Annotated in this window: 16 protein-coding genes, 1 tRNA gene, 1 other RNA gene and 1 riboswitch; of the genes, 10 read left to right on the top strand and 8 right to left on the bottom strand. The window is 74.5% G+C overall.

Annotation, left to right across the window (positions count from 1 at the left end; all coding sequences use genetic code 11):
* Positions 1-151: 151 nt before the first annotated feature.
* Entirely contained in the window at positions 152-403 is a 252-nt protein-coding gene (locus tag MF406_RS02795) for an addiction module protein (protein ID WP_242896499.1), read from the top strand.
* Positions 404-629: 226 nt separating this feature from the next.
* On the opposite strand, the gene MF406_RS02790 is transcribed toward MF406_RS02795, so the two are convergent.
* Entirely contained in the window at positions 630-3,131 is a 2,502-nt protein-coding gene (locus MF406_RS02790) for a polynucleotide kinase-phosphatase (RefSeq protein ID WP_242896498.1), read from the bottom strand.
* On the bottom strand, positions 3,128-4,531 hold the full coding sequence (locus MF406_RS02785) for a 3' terminal RNA ribose 2'-O-methyltransferase Hen1 (protein WP_371744581.1): 1,404 nt from the start codon (positions 4,529-4,531) through the stop codon (positions 3,128-3,130). The genes MF406_RS02790 and MF406_RS02785 overlap by 4 nt, the downstream gene beginning before the upstream one ends.
* A gap of 97 nt (positions 4,532-4,628) precedes the next feature.
* Between MF406_RS02785 and MF406_RS02780 the strand changes: the two genes are divergently transcribed.
* The 3 genes from MF406_RS02780 (at position 4,629) to MF406_RS02770 (ending at position 8,073) form a co-directional block, all read left to right on the top strand.
* The gene (locus MF406_RS02780) at positions 4,629-5,114 is read left to right on the top strand and encodes an NUDIX domain-containing protein (RefSeq protein WP_242896496.1); all 486 of its coding nucleotides are present in this window, start codon (positions 4,629-4,631) and stop codon (positions 5,112-5,114) included.
* A gap of 148 nt (positions 5,115-5,262) precedes the next feature.
* Complete coding sequence (locus tag MF406_RS02775) at positions 5,263-5,979, top strand: SOS response-associated peptidase (protein WP_242896495.1); 717 nt, start codon at positions 5,263-5,265, stop codon at positions 5,977-5,979.
* 180 nt (positions 5,980-6,159) lie between these two features.
* Positions 6,160-8,073, top strand: coding sequence for a S9 family peptidase (locus tag MF406_RS02770; RefSeq protein ID WP_242896494.1), 1,914 nt, complete (start codon positions 6,160-6,162; stop codon positions 8,071-8,073).
* 87 nt (positions 8,074-8,160) lie between these two features.
* Here MF406_RS02770 and MF406_RS02765 read toward each other — a convergent pair whose 3' ends face one another.
* The 6 genes from MF406_RS02765 to ffs form a co-directional block, all read right to left on the bottom strand.
* Complete coding sequence (locus tag MF406_RS02765; RefSeq protein WP_256463927.1) at positions 8,161-9,312, bottom strand: aspartate-semialdehyde dehydrogenase; 1,152 nt, start codon at positions 9,310-9,312, stop codon at positions 8,161-8,163.
* On the bottom strand, positions 9,309-10,586 hold the full coding sequence (locus MF406_RS02760) for an aspartate kinase (protein WP_242896493.1): 1,278 nt from the start codon (positions 10,584-10,586) through the stop codon (positions 9,309-9,311). The genes MF406_RS02765 and MF406_RS02760 overlap by 4 nt, the downstream gene beginning before the upstream one ends.
* A 185-nt stretch (positions 10,587-10,771) precedes the next feature.
* Positions 10,772-11,563, bottom strand: coding sequence for a TSUP family transporter (locus MF406_RS02755; protein WP_242896492.1), 792 nt, complete (start codon positions 11,561-11,563; stop codon positions 10,772-10,774).
* A gap of 200 nt (positions 11,564-11,763) precedes the next feature.
* Positions 11,764-12,363, bottom strand: a complete 600-nt coding sequence (gene recR / locus MF406_RS02750; protein ID WP_242896491.1) for a recombination mediator RecR — start codon at positions 12,361-12,363, stop codon at positions 11,764-11,766.
* Between the two features lie 10 nt (positions 12,364-12,373).
* Positions 12,374-14,953, bottom strand: a complete 2,580-nt coding sequence (locus MF406_RS02745; RefSeq protein ID WP_242896490.1) for a DNA polymerase III subunit gamma and tau — start codon at positions 14,951-14,953, stop codon at positions 12,374-12,376.
* A gap of 64 nt (positions 14,954-15,017) precedes the next feature.
* Positions 15,018-15,114, bottom strand: an RNA gene (gene ffs / locus MF406_RS02740) — signal recognition particle sRNA small type.
* A gap of 343 nt (positions 15,115-15,457) precedes the next feature.
* Here ffs and MF406_RS02735 point away from each other — a divergent pair.
* From MF406_RS02735 to MF406_RS02710, 6 genes are all read left to right on the top strand, one after another.
* Positions 15,458-15,542: transfer RNA gene (locus MF406_RS02735), tRNA-Ser, on the top strand.
* Positions 15,543-15,753: 211 nt separating this feature from the next.
* Positions 15,754-15,987, top strand: a complete 234-nt coding sequence (locus MF406_RS02730; protein ID WP_242896489.1) for a hypothetical protein — start codon at positions 15,754-15,756, stop codon at positions 15,985-15,987.
* A 1,431-nt stretch (positions 15,988-17,418) separates the two neighbouring features.
* Positions 17,419-18,633, top strand: a complete 1,215-nt coding sequence (locus MF406_RS02725; RefSeq protein ID WP_242896488.1) for a M23 family metallopeptidase — start codon at positions 17,419-17,421, stop codon at positions 18,631-18,633.
* Between the two features lie 122 nt (positions 18,634-18,755).
* Positions 18,756-18,951: riboswitch (cyclic di-AMP (ydaO/yuaA leader) on the top strand.
* 56 nt (positions 18,952-19,007) lie between these two features.
* A complete protein-coding gene (locus tag MF406_RS02720; RefSeq protein WP_242896487.1) occupies positions 19,008-19,877 on the top strand; it encodes a C40 family peptidase in 870 nt (289 codons plus the stop codon).
* Positions 19,878-20,149: 272 nt separating this feature from the next.
* Positions 20,150-20,473, top strand: coding sequence for a type II toxin-antitoxin system VapB family antitoxin (locus MF406_RS02715; RefSeq protein WP_242896486.1), 324 nt, complete (start codon positions 20,150-20,152; stop codon positions 20,471-20,473).
* 19 nt (positions 20,474-20,492) lie between these two features.
* Positions 20,493-21,101: a LytR C-terminal domain-containing protein gene (locus MF406_RS02710; protein WP_242896485.1), complete on the top strand. Its 609-nt coding sequence runs from the start codon at positions 20,493-20,495 to the stop codon at positions 21,099-21,101.
* Positions 21,102-21,144 lie beyond the last annotated feature (43 nt).

Raw genomic sequence — 21,144 nt, 5'->3', positions numbered from 1 at the left:
GAAGCCACAGCCGAGCGAGCCAACCTCCTACGCCGGAGACGAGCTGTGGCACCCGCCGCAACATCCGCCAGGGCCAGAACGAGACGCTTCCAGCCTGCCGACGAGCAGCCCGCCCCTGGTCGACGTCGCCGCGCCCTCGTAGGCTCGATGCATGAACCCGGAGCTGGCGGCCTACATCGAGGCGGGCTACAGGCTGACGCCTGGCGAGCGCCTCGTGGCTGCTCGGATGCTCCGCCTCAGCGTCGACCGCGATGCCGAGACCGGACCGGCTGACATCGACGCCGAGTGGGACGCCGTCGTCGATCGTCGCGCCGAGGAAGTCTTTAGCGGCGCAGTGCAGCCCGTCAGCGGCCAGGAGTCGTTCGCGTGGATCCACGCACGACTCGACGCGCTGCATCGGTGAGGTCCGACCGGAACCAGCACCCCGAGCCCCAAGAGGCTCGCCGCGAGGGAGGTTGGCCTGCGGAGATGCGAGCCACAGGCTCTGCTGCTTTCCCTCCCCCAGCTTTGTTGGTCAGAAAACCTCCTCGCTGGCAACCCCGACTGTGCCGATCGCTCACGGGCTCTGGCGGCTCAACGCGGAGGTAAATGGAGGTTCCCGGATGCACTCTCTTGCATTCCCCCAGCACTCACAGACGCGGGTCGACCGGCTCCGACTCCAGGGCAAGGACGGCGAACACCGACTGGTGCACCTTCCAGAGCGGCTCGTGACCCACGAACGCGGTGAGGGCCTCCAGCCCCAACCCGTGCTCGCGCAGCGCGAGCTGACGCTTCTTGCCTAGGTTGCGATCGCGCAGGACGTCGAGCGAGTCGGTGTAGTCCGGGCCGTAGATGATGCGCAGATACTCGCGCCCGCGGACCTTGATGCCAGGCTGCACCCGCCGGTCACTGAGGTGCGCCGGCTTGACGACCATGCCCTCTCCCCCGGCGGCGGTGAGCTCCAGCCACCACCGCGTGGCAGCCTCTCGCTCCTCGGCAGCGGAGAGGTCGACGAACCGGTGGCGGGTCGGCGTGATCAGCTCGCCGTCGAGCTTGGAGAGCTCGGCGAGGTGCCACTCGTGCGGCTCGGTCAGGGCGAGCGCCCGCCCCTCCGCGGCCAGGATCTGGAAAGGCGCGAGCGTCACCCCCGCCAGCCCGTCCGTGGGCCGGATGTACGCCGCGTACGCGTCCCGGAACAGCTCCGCGTTGACGAGGCGCGCCCTCACCTTGTCGGTGAGCCCACCGACGTCGAGGCCTCGCCGGCCGGCCCGCTCGAGGACGTCGAGCGCCTCCGGCAGGGCGCGGCGAGCGGCCGCACCCACGGAGGCGTACTGCTCCTTGATGAGGTCCAGGGCCTTCGCGGACCAGGGCAGCAGCTCGCAGTCGAGCGCCAGCCAGTCGGTGTCGAGCGAGTCGAACAACGGCTTCACGGTTACCCGCAGCCGATCGACCAGCTCGGTCGTGTCCGCGAAGAACGGGCGGCCGGTGCGCGTGAAGACGGCGCCGCTCGTCCCGTCCCCGATCCCGAAACGGCGCTCGGCCACGTCCGTGTCCCTGGCGAGGACGGCGATAGCCCGCGAGCCCATGTGCTTCTCCTCGCACACCACGCGCGTGACACCCCAGCCGGCGAACTCCTCGAAGGCCTGCTCGGGGTGCTCCAGGTATCCGTCGAGCCTCGAGGTGGCCACGGGGGACATGGTCGGCGGCAGGTAGATCAGCCAGCGCGGGTCGACGGCGAACCGGCTCATGACCTCGAGCGCGGCGGCGGCATTCTCCTCAGGGATCTTGACCTTGCCCGCATGGGCGGTCTCCAACCAGCGGGTGCCCGCCACGTCGCCGATGTTCAGCACCGACGGCTCGCGATCTACGGCCCTGGGCGCCGGCGGGCGCACCGGTTCGTACCACTCCCGCTCCGCCGGGACAGAGACGATGTCACGCTCGGGGTAGCGCAGCGCCGTGAGGGAACCGCCGAAGACGGCCCCGGTGTCGAGGCAGAGGGTGTTGTTGACCCACTCGGCCTGCGGCACCGGCGTGTGACCGTGGACGACCATCGCTCGGCCTCGGTACTCCTGCGCCCAGGGGTAGCGGACCGGCAGGCCGTACTCATCCGTCTCGCCGGTGGTGTCGCCGTAGAGCGCGAACGAGCGCACCCGCCCAGACGAACGCCCGTGGTACGACTCCTTCAGCCCTGCGTGAGCGACCACCAGCTTGCCGTCATCGAGGACGTAGTGGCTGATAAGAGCGTCCATGAAGGAGAGCGCCCGCCGGCGGAAGTCCTCCGACTCGGAGCCGAGCTGGGCCAGCGACTCCGCGAGGCCGTGCGAGACGGTGACCTTGGAGCCCGAAAGCGCCCGGACGAGCTTGGCCTCGTGGTTACCCGAGACACACAGCGCCGTGCCAGCCTCCACCATGCCCATGACGAGCCGGAGCACACCAGGGGTGTCAGGTCCGCGGTCTACCAGATCACCGACGAACACCGCCTGCCGGCCCTCGGGATGCGTGGCACCGACAGCGCGGCCGCCGTCGTACCGGATGGTCCAACCGAGCTCGGTCAGCAAGGTGCGGAGCTCGGAGGCGCAGCCGTGGACGTCACCGATGATGTCGAACGGGCCGCGCAGCTCGGTGCGGTCGTTCCACGGCTTCTCGCGCGTGATCCGGACCGCGTCGAGCTCCTCGGCTCCCTGCACGACGTGGACCCGGCGGAAACCCTCCTTCCGAAGCCTGGGGAGCGACCGTCGGAGATCACGGTGCTGACGCGAGACGACTCCGCTACCGAAGGCACGGTCCGGCCGCTGCTCGTTGCGCTCGACGGCGACCGAGACCGGCACGTCGATGACGATCGCGTCAACGAGGACGTCGTGGCTCTTGGCGAGCTTGACCAGCGAGGCCCGCGCGGACGGTTGGACGTTGGTGGCATCGACCACCGTGAGCAGTCCCCGACGAAGCCGGGTGCCGACGATATAGTTCAGGACGTCGAAGGCATCCTGCGTCGCGGACTGGTCGTTCTCGTCATCCGCGACGAGGCCACGGCAGAAGTCGCTGGAGACGACCTCCGTGGGCTTGAAATGCGTTCGGGCGAAGGTCGACTTGCCGCTCCCGGAGACGCCGACGAGCACGACGAGCCCCATCGAGGGGATATTCAGCTCAATCACCGGCCGCCTCCCTTGCGCTCGAAGATCGCCATCTGGGTCGGGGTGCCGAGCGTGGCATCCAGGTCGCCGACGCCGCGCCTCTCGACGACGTACCCATATGTCACGGCGACTCGGTCCGACCAGTCCGCGAACTCCTGACGGGTCCACTCGAAGCGGTGGTCGGGATGCCGCATGCCCACCAGTCCGTCGTAGAGCGCGTTGCACTCACGGTTGGGCGTGGTGACGACGACGGCGCCCGGCTGCGCCGCGCCGAACACCACATGCTCGAGCGCCACCAGGCGGGACGGGTCGACGTGCTCGACGACCTCCATGAGCACCGCGGCGTCGAACCCCGCGTACCGCTCGTCCTCGTACGTGAGCGCCCCGTGGAACAACGAGACGCGCGCCGACTGCCGCTCGCTCATGCGGTCCAGGTGCAGCCGCCGGGCCGCGTTCCGCAGCGAGCGGGTGGAGACGTCAGACCCAGCGATCCGGGTGAACTGCGGTGACATGATCAGCCGGTCGAGGAACTGGCCGGTGCCGCAGCCGAGGTCGATGACCGACCGGGCTCGCAGGTCCAGCAGCACCCGGTGGACCGCCTCGTGACGCTCCTGGCTGAGGGAGAGCCGCTGCTGCTTCGGCTGGCGGAGCTCCTCGTCCGCGGCGGGCTCGATCGCCTCCTCGACGTCGTCGCCGAGCTCTGCCAGACGCGCGAGTGCGGCACGGGTGAGCTCGCCGTGGCGACCGAGGTAGCGCTGCATGATCAGGTTGACGTCTGGGTGGCTCGCGAGCCAGCCCTGTCCAGACCGCATCAGCTTGTCGACCTCGTCGGGGCCCTGCCAGTAGTGCTTGGACTCGTCGAGCACGGGAAGCAGAACGTAGAGCTGGTTGAGCGCGTCGGCGAGACGCACCAGGCCCGAGAGTCGCAGCCGGACGTACCGCGAGTGACCCCAGTCGGGGAAGGCATCGTCGAGAGGGATGGGCTCGGCGTCGACCACCCAGCCCAGGGGTTCGAAGAGCCGGTGGGCGATGTCGGCCCCGCCGCGGCACGGAAGCACCGGCAATACGATCTCGAGCGGGATCACGGAGTCCGCGAGCTCCTGCCTGGCATCGCAGCGGCCGCTCCGGGCCGTGCTGAACACATCGGCCATCGCCACCGCGAGCAGCGACGACGCGGCATAGGAGCGGTCGTTCACGTACTGGGCCAGGCTGAAGTCGGGTGTGTTCTTGGCCCGGGAGCGGGCCAGCCGGACGGGGTCGACCTCCAGCATGAGCGCGACGGTGCACCGTGCCTCGGTGGCCTCGGGGTAGAACACCGTGACGTTGCCGAACGACTGCTGGAAGACCTGTACGCGATCCGGGTGCTTATGCAGGAGAAAGCCGAGGTCGGTCGCCGGCTCGTGGGTTGTCGCCAGGGTCATAAGCACACGCTCAGTCTGCCCGACCGGAGTCAGCCACCGGGGAGGCGAGCAGCCCGCTGCTTTCCCTCCCCCAGCCGGACCGGGATAGCCTGCCGAGGTGCCCGTCCCGGAGTTCGTCGCCCAGCTGCGTGCCGCCGTCGGCCACGACCTCCTCTGGCTCCCCGGCGTGACCGGCGTCGTCCTCGACGACGCCGACCGCGTGCTCCTCGGCCGCCGCGCCGACAACGGCCGCTGGGCGCTGGTCTCCGGCATCCTCGAGCCGGGCGAGCAGCCGGCGGTCGGGCTGGTCCGGGAGATCGCCGAGGAGACGGGGGTGACCGCCGAGGCGGTGGCGCTGGCCGCCGTCACCGCCGGGCAGCCGATGACCTACCCCAACGGCGACGTCTCGCAGTACCTGGACCTGACCTTCCTGTGCCGGTACGTCGACGGCGACGCCCGGGTGGCCGACGACGAGTCCACCGACGTGGGCTGGTTCGCGCTGTCGGCGCTGCCGGCCGGCCTGGCGTCGTCCTCCCGGGAGCGGCTCGACCACGCGCTCGCCTTCCGGGCCGACCCGAGCGCCGGGACCCGCTTCTCCCGCTGACCTGGCCGCCGCGACCGTTGACTCCACGCCGCCGGACGCCGGCGCCGCACAGTTTGGTGGCGGCCGGCGGCACCTCACTCGTGCAGTGGGGACCCCGCTACCCGGGCCCAGGTTGGTGCCGCCGTCGGGCGCCGGGGACAATGGCGGCATGTGTGGCCGCTACGCCGCCAGCCGGCGCGACGCCGACCTCGTCTCCGCCTTCGCCGTCGAGGACGTCGTCGGTGAGGAGCTGCCGCCGTCGTGGAACGTCGCCCCCACCGACGCCGTCCGGGTGGTCCTGGAGCGCGGCTCGGAGACGGCGCCGCCGCGCCGTCAGCTGCGCACCACCCGGTGGGGCCTGGTGCCGTCCTGGGCCAAGGACCCCTCCGGCGCGGCCCGGCTGATCAACGCCCGCTCGGAGACCGTGACGGAGAAGCCCGCGTTCAAGGCCGCCGCCGCCCGCCGCCGCTGCCTCGTCCCCGCCGACGGGTACTACGAGTGGCAGAAGCTCCCCGGCGGGCGCAAGCAGCCCTACTTCCTCCACGCCGACGACACCCCGCTCACGATGGCCGGGCTCTACGAGCTCTGGCCCGACCCCGCGCTGGACCCCGACGACCCGCACCGGTGGCGGTGGACCTGCACGGTCCTGACCACCCGGGCCACCGACGCCCTCGGCCACGTCCACGACCGCAGCCCGCTGCTGGTCCCGGCGGACCTGCAGGACGACTGGCTCGACCCCGGCCTGACCGACCCCGCGCAGATCCGCTCCCTGGTGGCCGCCATGCCCGAGCCGGTCCTCACCCCGCGCCCGGTCGGCGCGGCGGTGGGCAACGTGAACAACGACGGCCCCGGCCTGGTCGAGCCGGTCACGCCCGCCGAAGCCTGACCGCCAGGGCCGTCACGCCCGCCGGGCCCTGGCCGCCCGGCCGGCACGACGTCAACTTCCGCCGGGCCGGCCGGCCTTACGTCCTTTCGCAACCGCGCCCGGCCGCCGCGCCGCGCTGCCGGGGCGGCCCGACCGAGCGCCCCGGCCCGGCCCAGCCCCGCGCCGCCCTACGCTTCGACCATGACCATCCCCGACCTCGGGACCTGGCCGCCGCCCACCTGGGAGCTGCGGCTGCGGGCGCACCAGGTGCTGCTGCCGGACTGGGCGCCGGAGGCCCCCGACCGGGCCTGCGTCGTCGCCACCCACGACGGCGTGCTCCAGGTCCACTCCTGGGACCGGGCCGCCGGCCGGCTGGTCGTCGCGACCGACCGCCCGCAGGGCACCACCACCGCCACCATCGACCCGCACGGCGCCTGGCTGTGGTGGTTCGACGACACCGACGGCGACGAGTTCGGCCGCTGGCGGCGCCAGCCGTTCGGGTCCCCGCCCGGCCGCGGGGTGGCCGACCCGATCCGGCTGCCGGACGCCTACGACGCCGGCCTGCTCCTCGCCCGGGACGGGACCGCCGTCGTCGGCCGCACCGACGCGACCGGCACCTGGATCCACCAGGTCGCCGTCGGCGCCGCCGCGGCGGGCAGCGACGCGCCCGTCCTGCTCTACCACCACCCCAACGACGCCACGGCCGCGGCGCTGTCCCACGACGGCGACCTCGTCGTCATCGAGCACTCCGAGCGCGGGGACAACCGCCACCCGGCCCTGCGGGTCGTCCGCACCGGCACCGGGACGGTGGCCGCCGACCTCGACGACGGCCCGGGCCGGGGCCTGACCGCCTACGACTTCGCCCCGGTCGACGGCGACCTGCGGGTGCTGGTCGGGCACGAGCGGCGCGGCCTGCCCTGGGCGGCGGTGTGGGACCTGGGCACCGGGACGGTCCGGGACCTGGAGCTGACCGGCGACGACGGCGACCTGCTGCCCGGGGAGGTGACCGAGGCCTGGTGGTACCCCGGCGGGCGGGCCGTGCTCGTCGCGGTGGACCACGCCGCCCGCACCCGGCTGTACCGGCACGACCCGCGCACCGGGACCACCGCCGCGGTCGGGCCGGTCGAGGGCACGGTGGCCGAGGCCGGGCCCCGGCCGGACGGCGACGTGTGGCTGCGCTGGTCCTCGGCGGCCACCCCGCGCACCGTGCTCTCCGCCCGGACCGGCCGGGAGGTGCTGCCGGCCACCGGCCCGCGGGCCGCCCCCTCGGTCCCGGCCCGGGACCTGTGGGTGCCCGGGCCGGGCGGGCCGGTCCACGTCCTGCTCCGGGTGCCCGGCGACGACGGCCGCGACCGGCTGGCCGACTCCCTCGCCGCCGCCGTCGCCGCCGCGGGCCCGTTCCCGCTGCTGATGGACCTGCACGGCGGGCCGGCGGCGCACCGCTCGGACGCCTTCTCCCCGCACCTGGCCGCCTGGGTGGACCACGGCTTCGTGGTCGCCTCGGTCAACTACCGCGGCTCCACCGGCTACGGCACCGCCTGGCGGGACGCGCTCGAGGGCCGGGTGGGTCGCACCGAGCTGGCGGACGTGGCGGCCGCGCACGACCACCTGCTCGCCGCCGGCCTGGTCGACCCGGCCCGGTGCGTGCTCGCCGGTGCCTCCTGGGGCGGGTTCCTGACCCTGCTCGGGCTGGGCACCCAGCCGGAGCGGTGGGCGGTGGGCCTGGCCGACGTGCCGGTGGCGGACTACCTGGCGGCCTACCGGGAGGAGATGCCCGACCTGCAGGCCTTCGACCGCTCCCTCTTCGGCGGCTCCCCGGCCGAGGTGCCAGAGCGGTACGCGGCCGCCAGCCCGATCACCTACGTGGACCGGGTCCGGGCGCCGGTGCTGCTGATGGCCGGCGAGAACGACCCGCGCTGCCCGATCGGCCAGATCGACAGCTACGTCCAGGCGCTGCGGGCCCGGCCGGACTACCCCGGCCCGGTGGAGCTGTACACCTACGCCGCCGGGCACGCCTCGGTGGTGGTCGACGAGGAGGTGGCCCAGCTGCGCCGGCAGCTGGCGTTCGTCGCCGCGCACCTGCCGGCCGCGGCACGCCCGACGGCCGCGTCCTGAGGGTCAGCGTCCCGACGGCGCCCGGACGGTCGAGCGCCCGGCGGTCAGGCACCCGCCGGTCAGGCGCCCGACCGCCGCCGGCAGCGGTCAGGCGGCGAGCAGCTCGGCTGCGATCAGCTCGGCGATCTGAACGGTGTTCAGCGCCGCGCCCTTGCGCAGGTTGTCCCCGGTGACGAACATCGCCAGGCCCCGCCCGTCCGGCACCGACCGGTCGGCCCGGATGCGGCCGACGAAGCTCGGGTCGGCCCCGGCGGCCTGCAGCGGGGTGGGCACGTCGGTCAGCTCCACGCCGGGGGCGTCGGCGAGGAGCGCGCGGGCCCGGTCCGGGCCGATCGGGCGGGCGAACTCGGCGTTGATGGACAGCGCGTGCCCGGTGAAGACCGGCACCCGCACGCAGGTGCCGGCGACGGCGAGGTCGGGCAGCTCGAGGATCTTGCGGGACTCGTTGCGGAGCTTCTGCTCCTCGTCGGTCTCCCCCGACCCGTCCGCGGCGAGGGAGCCGGCCAGGGCGACGACGTCGAACGCGATCGGTGCGACGTACTTCTCCGGCGCCGGCATCGTCACGGCCGAGCCGTCCAGCGCGAGCGCCGCCACGTCCTGGGCGACGGCGGCCCGGACCTGGGCCTCGAGCTCGCGCACCCCGGCCACCCCGGAGCCGGAGACGGCCTGGTAGGTGGAGACGACCAGCCGCCGCAGGCCGGCCTCGCGGTCGAGCACCTTCAGCACGGGCATCGCCGCCATCGTGGTGCAGTTGGGGTTGGCCACGATGCCCTTGGGCCGGTGGGCCAGGGCGTGCGGGTTCACCTCGGAGACCACCAGCGGGACGTCGGGGTCGGCGCGCCACGCGGAGGAGTTGTCCACCACGACGGCGCCGGCCGCCGCGAACCGGGGCGCGTGCTCCCGGGAGGCGGCCGCACCGGCGGAGAAGACGGCGACGTCGATCCCGGCGAGGTCCGCCGTCGCCACGTCCTCCACGGGGACGTCCTGCCCGCGGAAGGTCAGGGTGGTCCCGGCCGAGCGGGCCGAGGCGAAGAACCGGACGGCTGTGGCCGGGAAGCTGCGCTCGGCGAGCAGGGTCCGCATGACCCGGCCGACCTGCCCGGTGGCGCCGACGACGGCGACCGTGAGCCCGCGCGGGGCGGCCTGCGCCGTACCCGGCTGCGCACCGGTCTGGGCCGCGCCGGTCTGCTCCGCGCCGGCCTGCACACTCGCCTGCACGCCGCTCTGCGCCGCGCTCATCGGCCGGTCCCGCCGTAGACGACGGCCTCGGACTCCGCGGAGTCCAGGTCGAAGGCGCCGTGCACCGCACGGACGGCGGCGTCCAGGTCCTCGATGCGGGTGACCACCGAGATCCGGATCTCGGAGGTGGAGATCATCTCGATGTTGATCCCGGCCGCGGACAGCGCGCCGAAGAGCCGGGCGGAGACCCCGGGGTGGGACCGCATCCCGGCGCCGACCAGGGAGAGCTTGCCGATCTGGTCGTCGTAGCGGGCCTCGGCGTACTTCAGCACGTCGGCGGCGGCCTCGATGGCGCGCAGCGTGGCCGGCCCGTCCGCCTCGGGCAGGGTGAAGGAGATGTCCGTCCGCCCGGTGCGCTGGGTGGAGACGTTCTGGACGATCATGTCGATGTTCGCCTCGGCGGCGGCCACCACCTGGAACAGCCGGGCGGCGATCCCGGGCACGTCGGGGACGCCGACGACGGTGATCTTGCCCTGGCTGCGGTCGTGGGCGACGCCGGAGATGATCGGGTCTTCCATGGCTTCCTCCTCGGGGTCCCCCGCGGGGGTGTCGGTCACCCAGGTGCCTTCCTTGGTCGAGAACGACGAGCGCACGTGCAGCGGGACGCCGTAGCGGCGGGCGAGCTCGACCGCGCGCAGGTGCAGGATCTTCGCGCCGTGGGCGGCGAGCTCGAGGGTCTCCTCGTAGGTGATGCGCCGCACCCGGCGGGCGGTGGGCACGATCCGGGGGTCGGCGGTGAACAGCCCGTCGACGTCGCTGTAGATCTCGCACACGTCGGCCCGCAGGGCGGCGGCCAGGGCGACGGCGGTGGTGTCCGAGCCGCCGCGGCCCAGGGTCGTGACGTCGTTCGCCTCGTTCACGCCCTGGAAGCCGGCGACGATCGCGACGTCGCCCTCCTTCACGGACCGGGCGATCCGCTCGGGCACGATGCCGACGATGGAGGCCTTGCCGTACCGGGCGTCGGTGCGCAGCCCCGCCTGCTGGCCGGTGTAGGAGCGGGCCGGGACGCCCAACTCGTTGATCGCCATGGCCAGCAGGGACATCGAGATCCGCTCGCCGGCGGTGAGCAGGATGTCCAGCTCGCGCGCGGGCGGGGCGTCGGCCACCTGGCCGGCGAGGTCGAGCAGCTCGTCGGTGGTGTCGCCCATGGCGGAGACGACGACGACGACGTCGTTGCCGGCGCGCTTGGTCTCCACCACCCGGCGGGCGACGCGCTTGATGCTCGTGGCGTCCGCGACGGAGGAGCCGCCGAACTTCTGCACGACAAGGGCCACGGGAGGAGCTCCGGGACGGGAGGGGGGTGGACGGCCGCCCGCCGCCGGGCGAGCCGGCCGCGCGCCGCCGGACGGACCGACCCAGTGTAGGGCGCCGCCGGGGCCGCGGCGGCGCCCGGCCCGGATGCTGGCGCGTGGTGCTGGACACGGCCGGGCGGGCGGGGCCGGGCGCCGTCGTCCCGCGGTCAGCCCCAGTACTGGTCCACGGTCTGCCAGCCGAGGCGGACCACCAGGGCACCGACGACCACGATGAAGATCACCCGGACGAAGCCGCTGCCCCGGGCCACCGCCATCCGGGCGCCGAGGTACCCCCCGACGAGGTTCGCCGCGCCCACCGTCAGCCCGAGCTGCCAGACGACGGCGCCGTGCGGCACGAAGAACGCCAGGGCGCCGGCGTTGGTGGCGAGGTTGACGATCTTGGCGATCGCCGTCGCCGGCAGGAAGGCGTAGCCGAGGACGCCGACCAGGGCGATGACCAGGAAGCTGCCGGTGCCCGGGCCGAGCACCCCGTCGTAGGCGCCGATGACCGCGCCGATCCCGAGCGCGGCGCCCAGGTGCCGGTTGCCCTCCCAGCGCAGCGCGGTGGTGCGGCCCACCTTGGGCCGGGCGAGCGTCCAGGCCGCCACCGCCACGCACGCGGCGAGGATGATCGGGGTGAACAGCTCGGCCGGGATGAGGCTGGCGACGGCGGCCCCGCCGACCGCGGCGGCGAAGGCCGCCAGCGCCATCGGGGCGGCGGTGCGCAGGTCGGGGCCGACCCGGCGGTAGTAGGTCAGCGAGCTGACCGAGGTGCCCATGATCGAGCCGACCTTGTTCGTGGCCAGCGCCTGGACCGGGGACAGGCCCGGGACCAGGAGCAGGGCGGGGAGCTGGACCAGGCCCCCGCCGCCGACGACGGCGTCCACCCACCCGGCCGTCAGCCCGGCCAGGGCGAGCAGCACCAGGGTGAGGACGTCGATCTCGGGCACGGGGGACATCCCACCACGGCCCGCCGCGCCCGCCCGGGCGACGTCCGTAGGGCCGCCCGGGCGGCGTCCGTGGGTCCGCCCGGGCCGGCTGGCCGGGGCCAGCCGGGCCGGCGGCGTCCCGTCGGGTCGCCGCCGGGCGCCGTCGGGCGCGTCCTCGGCGCCGTCCCCGGGCCACGCCTCCGGCTCAGGCCCCCGGGTCACGCCGCGGGTCAGGCCTCCAGCCGCCGTCGGCCCTCGAAGGCGCGGCCCAGGGTCACCTCGTCGGCGTACTCCAGGTCCCCGCCCACGGGCAGCCCGGAGGCGAGCCGGGAGACGGGGATGCCCATGCCGCGCAGCATCCGGGCCAGGTAGGTGGCGGTGGCCTCGCCCTCGATGTTGGGGTCGGTCGCCAGGATCACCTCGGTCACGGTGCCGTCGGCGAGGCGGGTCATGAGCTCGCGGATGCGCAGGTCGTCCGGGCCGACGCCGTCGATCGGGTTGATCGCCCCGCCGAGGACGTGGTAGCGGCCGCGGAACTCCCGGGTGCGCTCGATGGCCACCACGTCCTTGGGCTCCTCCACCACGCAGATGACGGTGGGGTTGCGGCGCTGGTCCTGGCAGATCCGGCAGGTCGAGTCCTCGGCGATGTTCCCGCACACCTCGCAGAACCGGACCTTGGCCTTGACCTCGGTCAGCGCGTGGGCGAGCCGCTCGACGTCGGCGGCGTCCGCGGACAGCACGTGGAACGCGATCCGCTGGGCGCTCTTGGGGCCCACCCCGGGCAGCCGGCCCAGCTCGTCGATCAGGTCCTGGACGGCGCCGTCGTACACGCCGGCCACGCTACGGAGCCCCCGGGGTGCCGTCGTCCATGGTGATCTCCTCGATCACGGTGCCGCCGAGCATCTGCGCCAGCAGCGGGACGCCGACCAGCCCGGACCCCTCGGCGTCCGGGTCGTCGAGGGAGGCGACGTCGTCGGCCGGGGCGACGACCCGCCGCGGGGCCGGCCGGGTGGCCGGGGTGGGTCGACCGGACGGTGGCTCGGGGCGGCGCCAGGCACCGTCGGGGACGTCGGCGGGACGGGCCTCGCCGGGGGCGTCGGCGGTCCGGGACTCGCCGGGGTCCTCGGGCGGCTCGGGCGGCAGCGGGTAGGGGTCGTCGGGGTCGGCGGCCGTGGGCTGCCCGGACGGGCCGGCGGCTGGCGGGGTCCTGGCCGACCGGGGGGCCGGCCGTGCCGAGGACGACCCCGGGGTGGGGGCCGACGGGCTGGAGGCCGAAGGGGTGGAAGCGGCCGGTGTGGGCGCGGCCGGGCTGGGCGCCGACGCGCTGGAGGCCGGGCGCCCGGCCGGCTCGGGCCACGCCGTGCGACCGCGGGGGGCGGTCGCCGCGGGCTGGGCCGGGCCGCCCCAGCTGCTCCGGGCGGCGTCGCGGACGCTGCCGCCGCCGTCGGGGGCACCGGCGGGGCCGGCGCCAGCCGTCTGGGCCGGGCCGGGGGCGTCCCGGACCACCGCCTCGACTCGGAGCCGGACCCCGAGGGACTCGTTCAGGGCCCGCTGGACGTGCTCGGCGTGCTGGCCGCCGCGGAAGGCGGTGGCCAGGCCGGGGGTGCTGAAGATCAGCTGCAGCGCGCCGCCGACGACCTCACCGGCCTGGGCGTTCTGGGAGACGAGGATCCACGAGGTCCGCTTGAGGCGGGCCAGCGTGGCCACGACCTCCGGCCAGCGACGCCTGATCAGCTCGGCGTCGTCCCCGGCGGGGTCGGCGGTGGCCGGTGCCGCCTCGGCCGGCGGCGCGGTCCCGGTGGTGGGGGCGGGGCGGCGCGCTGCTGCGGCGGCTGCGGCGGGAGCCGTGGCCGGGTCGGGCGCCTGGTCGGACACCGCGTGGGCCCGGGGTGCCGGGCGGCCGCCGCCTGCCTCGGCTGCGCCGGTCCCGGCGGGCGCGGTCCCGCCCGGGCCGGCCGCGTCCGCCCTGTCGGCCGGGTCGGTGGCCCCGGCGTCCGGCGTGCCGGGCCGGTCGGCGGTCCCGGCGTCCGCCCTGCCGGGCTGATCGGTGCTCCCGGCCTGCGCGGTGCCGGCCCGGCCGGTGGTCCCGCGCACCGGACCGCCCGCGGCACCCGACCGGGCGCCGTCGGCGGGCGAGGCGACAACAACCGGAGCCGGGGCACCCGCAGCCGCCTCCGCCCCGGCCCCGGTGGCCGCCGGCCCGGCGTCCCGGCCGGGCTGGCCGGCGCCGCCGCCGGCGGGACGAGACGGGCCGGGCGCGCCGGCCACCTGGTGCTCGAGCCGGTCCAGCCGGGCGCCGTACCCGGCGTCCCCCGGGTCGGCCGCGGGCAGGAGGATCCGGGCGCAGAGCAGCTCGAGCTGGAGCCGGGGGGAGGTCGCCCCGACCATCTCGGTCAGGGCGGCGTTGACCAGGTCCGCGGCGCGGGAGAGCTGGGCCGGGCCCAGGTGGTGCGCCTGGGTCCGCATGCGGTCGAGCTGGTCGGCCGGCACGCCCGGCAGGGCGGCCGTGGCCTGCTCCCCGGCCAGGGCCAGGACCACCAGGTCCCGCAGCCGCTGCAGCAGGTCCTCGACGAACCGGCGCGGGTCGTGCCCGGACTCCACCACCCGGTCCACGACCCGGAAGAGGGTGGCGCCGTCCCGGGCAGCGATGGAGTCCACCACGTCGTCCAGCAGGGCGGCGTCGGTGTAGCCGAGCAGCGCCACCGCGCGGGCGTAGTCCAGCTCCTCGTGCTGGGCGCCGGCGATGAGCTGGTCGAGCACCGACAGGGTGTCCCGCACGGACCCGCCGCCGGCGCGCACCACCATGGGCAGCACCCCGGCCCCGACGCGCACGCCCTCCTGGGCGCACAGCTGCTCCAGGTAGGCGAGCAGCTGCTGGGGCGGGACCAGGCGGAAGGGGTAGTGGTGGGTGCGGGACCGGATGGTGCCGATGACCTTGTCCGGCTCGGTCGTCGCGAAGATGAACTTCACGTGCGGGGGCGGCTCCTCGACGATCTTCAGCAGGGCGTTGAAGCCGGCCGAGGAGACCATGTGCGCCTCGTCGACGATGAAGACCTTGTACCGGTCCCGGGCCGGCGCGAAGCTCGCCCGCTCGCGCAGGTCCCGGGCGTCGTCCACGCCGCCGTGGGAGGCGGCGTCGAGCTCGACGACGTCGAGCGAGCCGGGCCCGGAGCGGGCCAGCTCCAGGCAGGAGGGACAGCGCCCGCACGGGGTGTCCGTGGGCCCCTCGGCGCAGTTGAGGCAGCGGGCCAGGATGCGCGCCGACGTGGTCTTGCCGCACCCGCGCGGCCCGGAGAACAGGTAGGCGTGGGTGACCCGGTCGCCCCGCAGCGCCGCCATCAGCGGCTCGGTCACGTGCTCCTGGCCGATGACCTCCTGGAAGGTCTCCGGCCGGTAGCGGCGGTACAGGGCGGTGGTCACGGATCGAGGGTAGCCGCGCGCACCCACACGCTGCCCCGGGCCCCGGCCCGGCGGTGGACGGGGACGCAAGGACCCCCCGTGCACCCGCCAGAGCTCACCTACCCTTGCTGCCTTCCGGCCCTGGGGGAGTTCGGCAAGGTGACGCCGCACGAGGGGTCGGCCGGCAGTCTAGCGGACCACTCGTCCGGTCCGGCCGGCGCAGGGACGACGGCGACCGGTCACGTCGGAGGTGGAGGCGGCCGCGACGTCGGCCGGCCGGGCGACGACGACTGGGCGAACGGCGGCCGGACGGCGGGCGGACGGCGGCCGGACGGCGGGCGTGCCGGACGACGACGGCCGGCCACGTGGGAGGATCTGGGCACCTGGGACCAGCTAACCACCGGGGACGAGTGGCTAGCCAGGGCGAGCGCCGTGAGCAACCGCACCTGCCGTCCAGCCTGCACCGGTTCGGCTGGGCAACCCGGTCTCCGGTAGGCTGGCCGCGCCTCTCTGAGGCTGCTTCCCGGAGGATTCGCCTAGTGGCCTATGGCGCACGCTTGGAAAGCGTGTTGGGTGCAAGCCCTCGGGGGTTCGAATCCCCCATCCTCCGCCGGTCGAAGGGTCCGTGTCCTGCAACTGCGCAGGACACGGGCCCTTCGTCATGCCGCAGCACCGCAGGACCGTCGGGGGTAGCAGCCGTGGCGGCAGTTCGATGTAGCGGCCGCCCGCGTCCCGCCGTCGTTCCATGGCGCAGGACGTCCCCGCTGTGCTGGTGGCGACACCTACCGTGGCGCTCCGATCGGCTCGGCAGGACGAGCGCGATGCCCGCCCGGCTGCGGCTGCCCTGGGAAGAGGGGCCGATGGGCAGAGTGGTGGTCGAGCGACTTACGGAGCCCCAAGCCGTCGCCCGGCGGGCCGAAATCATCGAGGCCGCCGGCGGTGACGAGAGGGCCTTCCGCGCTCGTGCCGCGGACTTCGCGCTCGACGCCCGCGAGCTGGCGCTGTACGACGAGCTCGAGGAGCTCGACTACCTCCTCGGCCGTGAGCGGCATTGAGGCGCATGCACCGCGTACGTAGAGGAGCGGACGATCACGACTCGCGTAACCGGATGCGACAGTCATAGACGCATATGGTCGCGACCGCGACCATATGCGTCATGGAGGTCACCCTGTGCGAGGCCGCTGAGCGCTTGGGGTCACACCGCGTCAGGCGCAGCGACTGGCGAGATCGGGCCGTCTCCAGGTTGTCGGGCGACGGGGTCCGGTGCTGCTCGTGGATGACTCGGCCCTGCGTGGCGTGGCGAACGCCGGACGGGGTCGGGTGTGGACGGCGCGGACCGCGTGGGCAGCCATCGACCTGGTGGAGAACGGAGAGACCGACCGACTGGAGGGGTCGGCGCTGTCGCGCCTCCGCTCCAGGTTGCGGTCGACGTCCGCGGAGGAGTTCGCGCGCCTCGGCGCCTAGGCGGCCGTTGCTCGCGTCGGCGCCCTTGCTCGGGCGCGGGGGCCGGTCAAAGGAGGCAAGGACGCCACCAGCAGGTCCTCTTTTATACCCATAACAGCCCCAACCATGTTGACCCGATGCGGCCACTTAGATACCGTCCGGACGGACCAATGACGACAAGGGCACAACAGTGGCACGGTTTGGCAGAAGAGAGCTCGTGATGCCGAAGTCCACGGCTCGGCGACCGTGCAGCTCCTTCCGAGCGTGCTGCGGGTCTAGATGAACCGCTCATCCATGCGACAGCTCCCAGCCGAGCTCGCCTTCACCGCAGTCCTCCTTCTGATCGCCGAGCTGCTGGTGCGGGCCTTCGCGTTTCCTCGGCTATGGGCTCTCGTGCTTGTCCTCCTGGCCGGGTACTCGGCAAGGGCTGCGATCCAGCATTGGCGTAGCAATTCCGATGACCGCGGCGGAGACGAACGGTCGTAGTCCTGGAGGCCGCTCGCCGGACGGTGCCAGCCGAGCCAGTTCGGGGATGGTCGGGTCGCAGTGGCAGGAGCACGGCGCGCGGAGTGCGCCAGGTCGCAGACTTGTGCAGCGCCGGCGGCGAGGCCTGGACGCCGACCGATCGGGCTCCGCCTGAAGCGCTCGACGTCCACATGCCAGCTGTAGCCCGTCGTCTGCTGTGATCGGTAGCGACCTGCCAACCGAAGTTGCGAAGTTCCCCGTCAGCCCAACGGCGTGCGTGCGCAGTTGGGATACGTGCAGGTAGTTCAGCCGCGGTTGGGTTGGGTACAGCTGAGGTGGCCGCCGAGCGGCGTCCAGCATCGGCCGTGCACAGGTGCGTCCAGCATCGGCCATCCATCCACAGGGTCGGGCAGCAGCAGGTGAGGCGGGCCACACTGGAGCAGGCTGGACCCGGGACGGGCGCCGTCGTTATCGTTCCGTGATGATTCAGCGTGGCGGACGGCCACCACGCGGAACCCGATGATCGTGACGGTCGTGCCGACCGTCGGCCCCGCGGGGCCATCCGAGGAGGTTGCTTGATGCCAGGCAGTGCTGTGCCCGCGGGCGCACCACTGACCCGTCGCCAGATCCGTGAGGCCGAGCGCGCCCGCCGGACGGTGACGTGGTCGGTGCACCCCCCGGCGGTACAGGACTTCCCAGCCGACCGGGAGGACGCTACGGCCCCGCAGCAGTCCTCGCATCTGCTGGCCGAGCCCGGCACAGCTGTCTCCCTCGCAGCCCGGCCCGATCACGGGAGCGCGGCGGGGACTGCCGGCGCGGAACCGGTCACCGCCGACGCGGAGAAGGCGGCCGGCGCGACACCCGCGACACCGGCCACCGCGGAGTCGGTGACCGACGCGGAAGCAGGCGAGCAGCTGGGCGAGACCGCGCCCGCCGACGCCACGCCCACCGAGGTCCTGCCCGTCGGCGTGCGCCGCCGGGACCTGCGCGACCCGCGCCCGGCGCGGCCCGTCCGCAGGCCGCACCGGTTGCACGCCGCCCGCGCGGTGACCCTCGGGGCGCTCGGCCTGCTCACCATCGGCGGGCCCATCACCGGCGGCCTCCAGCACGAGGATGCACAGGCAGCGGCCGCGGCACCCGTCGTCGAGGTGCAGCCCAGCGTCCTCGCCACGCTCGACGCCGGCATCGGCGCCGCCGCGCTCAAGACGTCGGCGCCGACCAGCCTGCTCGCCGACCCGGGCGCGGACGGTCGGGCCCAGCTGCAGCAGGCGTCCCGGGCGAACGCCCGCCAGGCCCTGCCCCCCGAGGCGCTGACCGGGGCCAGCGGGACCGCCGCGGGCGCCGTCGAGCCCGAGCCGGAGCGGCCCGCCGTCGTGACGCCGCTGCCCGCGGGCACCTACCGGAAGACCTCGGGCTACGGCGAGCGCAGCTACCCCATCGCCGGGATGCACACCGGCACCGACTTCGCGGCGCCGCTCGGCACCCCGGTGCGGGCGGCGGCCGACGGCGTGGTGACCTACGTGGGTCCCGGCAAGGACGGCCGCTCCTCGATGCTCATCACCATCGAGCACGAGGTCGACGGCCAGAAGGTCTGGACCTGGTACAACCACATGTACAGCGACGGCCTGAAGGCGGAGGTCGGCCAGGAGGTCAGGGCCGGCGACGTCATCGCCGAGGTCGGCGACAACGGACGGTCCACCGGCCCGCACCTGCACTTCGAGGTCCACCTGGACGAGGAGCTCAACACCACCGAGCCGCTCGCCTGGCTGGGCGCGCACGGCGCCGAGGCCTGAGCCCGGGAATCCACAGCCCGGCCGGCGAGGACACGCCGTGCACAACTTCGTTACCAAACCGTGACACGGGTTCCTCCCGTCCGCTACTGTCGTGCTCGCTCCCCGACCCTCCCGTGGAGCACTCCGGGCAGACGCCAAACCCTGCCGCTGCCCGGGGTAGGTGCGAGCGGGTGAACGGCAGGGACGGGGGACCCACGGTCTTCCGGGTCCCACCGCAGTGGGGCCCTAGGGGTTAAGCACGGCCGCCTCGGTGGCCGTGCCGGGCGGTGTCTCGCCCGAACCCGACAGCTCACCTCGTCGGCGGTCCAGAGAGGCACATCGTGACGAGCACAACCTGCGGCCGCCACCGCGCGACGGGCCGACCGTCGACGCCGGTGTCGCTGGCCATCCAGAACATGCGTCCGCGCCGGACGTTCGCCGCGGTGGCCTCCTCCGGCCTGGTGCTGGCGGCGGCGACGTCGGCCGCCGCCGCACCGTCCGGCGAGCACGCCGCCCTGCCCGACGTCGACGTCTCGACCGCCACCGCCGAGGCGCTGACCGCGCTGGCCACGACCCCGACCGTCAGCGCCCCGACCGGCGCGCAGTGGTCGGCCGACTCCGTCGCCGACGAGGTCCAGGCCCGGGCCCCCCGCCCGGTCGTCGTCGAGACGCCCGAGCCCGTCGTCGAGCGCAGCACCCCGGCGGTCGAGCGCAGCACGCAAGTGGTCGAGCGCGGCACCGCGGTGGTCGAGCGCAGCACCCAGCGGGCGTCCCGCACCGAGGCGCGCGCAGCGCTGCCGGCCCAGACCGCGGCCACCGCTGCCGGCTCCGGCGGGGCGACCGCCGCGACCGAGGTCAGCGCCGCCGGGGCCCCCGCCGTCGCCCCGGCAGCGGCCCCGGCGCCGGCGCCCGCACCGGCGGCGTCGGCGTCCGCCTCGGCCATCGTGAACATCGCCCGGCAGTACATCGGCACCCCCTACGTCCTCGGCGGGTCCAGCCCGGGCGGGTTCGACTGCTCCGGCTTCACCCAGTACGTCTTCGCCCAGGTCGGCATCTCCCTGCCGCGCACCTCCTCCGCCCAGCGCGGCGCCGGTGTTGTCGTCTCCGCCGCCGAGGCCCGCCCCGGGGACCTGATCTGGGCGCCCGGGCACGTGGGCATCTACACCGGCAACGGCCAGCACATCGCCGCCCGCAACCCCAGCACGCCGCTGTACGAGAGCCCCATCTACATGTCCAACCCGACCTTCATCCGGGTCACCGGCTGACCCGCCGGCTCAGCGTGCTCGCCGGGCAGGTCCCGGCGGGCCCGACCGGGCGCCCCTGGCGCCCCCCATGCCGCCCGGCACGACCCCGTGCCGGGCGCCCTCCCGGCGGCCCGTCCTCTCCCCCCAGGACGGGCCGTCGGTCGGCGGTCCTGCCGTCGGTGGTCCCGGCGGCCGGCGGTCCCGCCATCGTCGGTCCCGGCGGTCTCGGCCCACCGGCCGAACCACCGCACCGGGTCCCGACCGGGCCGACCGGCCCGCCCTACGATCGGACCATGATGTTCCGAGCCGTGGGCGACGGTCGCCCCTACCCCGACCACGGGCTCACCACGCCGAAGGACTGGTCGGCAGTGCCGCCGCGGCAGGTTCGGCTGGACCAGCTCGTCACGACCAAGTCCGAGTTGGACCTGCGCTCGCTGCTCTCCGCCGACTCCACCTTCTACGGCGACCTCTTCGCGCACGTGGTCGCCTGGCGCGGGACGCTCTACCTGGAGGACGGGCTGCACCGCGCCCTGCGCGCCGCGCTGCAGCAGCGCCTCGTCCTGCACGCCCGAATCCTGGAGCTGGATGACGACGGCAAGCCCCGGCTGCCGGGCTGACGTCCGTTACCGTTCGCCTGTGAGCGCGACCTCCACCGACGACGCCGCCCAGCGCCGGGCGGCCCGGCGCCGTCGGCTCCAGCAGCGGCAGACGGTGATCCTCGGCGGGCTGGTCACCGTGCTTCTCGTGGTCGGGCTGGTCGCCCTCGCCATGTGGACGGGCCTGCTGCCGGCGCCGTTCAGCCGGGAGTTCTCGGCGGAGGAGGAGGAGACGACGGCGGCCGTCCAGCCCTGCCCGCCGCCGGACGCCGTGCCGGTCGAGCTGGCCTCGGTCACCGCTAACGTCTACAACGGCACCGACCGGCCCGGGCTCGCGGGCGACACCGGCAACGCCCTGACCGCCCTCGGCGTGGTCGTCAACCAGACCGCCAACTGGCCCGATGGGAGCTACCCGGGCACGGTCCAGATTGTCACCGGACCGGCGGGGGTGACCGCCGCCTACTCGGTGGCACGGGTCTTCCCGGACGCCGTCGTCACCCTCGACAGCGCCCGCGAGGACGAGTCCGTCGACGTCGTCCTCGGCGCCGGTCACCAGGGCATGCTCAGCCAGGAGCAGGTCGACCAGCTCGACCCGGCGGCGCCGCTGGTCGCGCCCGAGGGCTGCCAGCCGGTGGACGACGCCGCCTGAGCCTGAGCCAACGCGGGCTCGCGCCCGGTTACCGTCGAAGCCC

Origin of the sequence: Georgenia sp. TF02-10, assembly GCF_022759505.1 — a bacterium.
Lineage (GTDB): Bacteria > Actinomycetota > Actinomycetes > Actinomycetales > Actinomycetaceae > TF02-10.
This window is presented reverse-complemented; position numbering and strand designations above follow the sequence as displayed.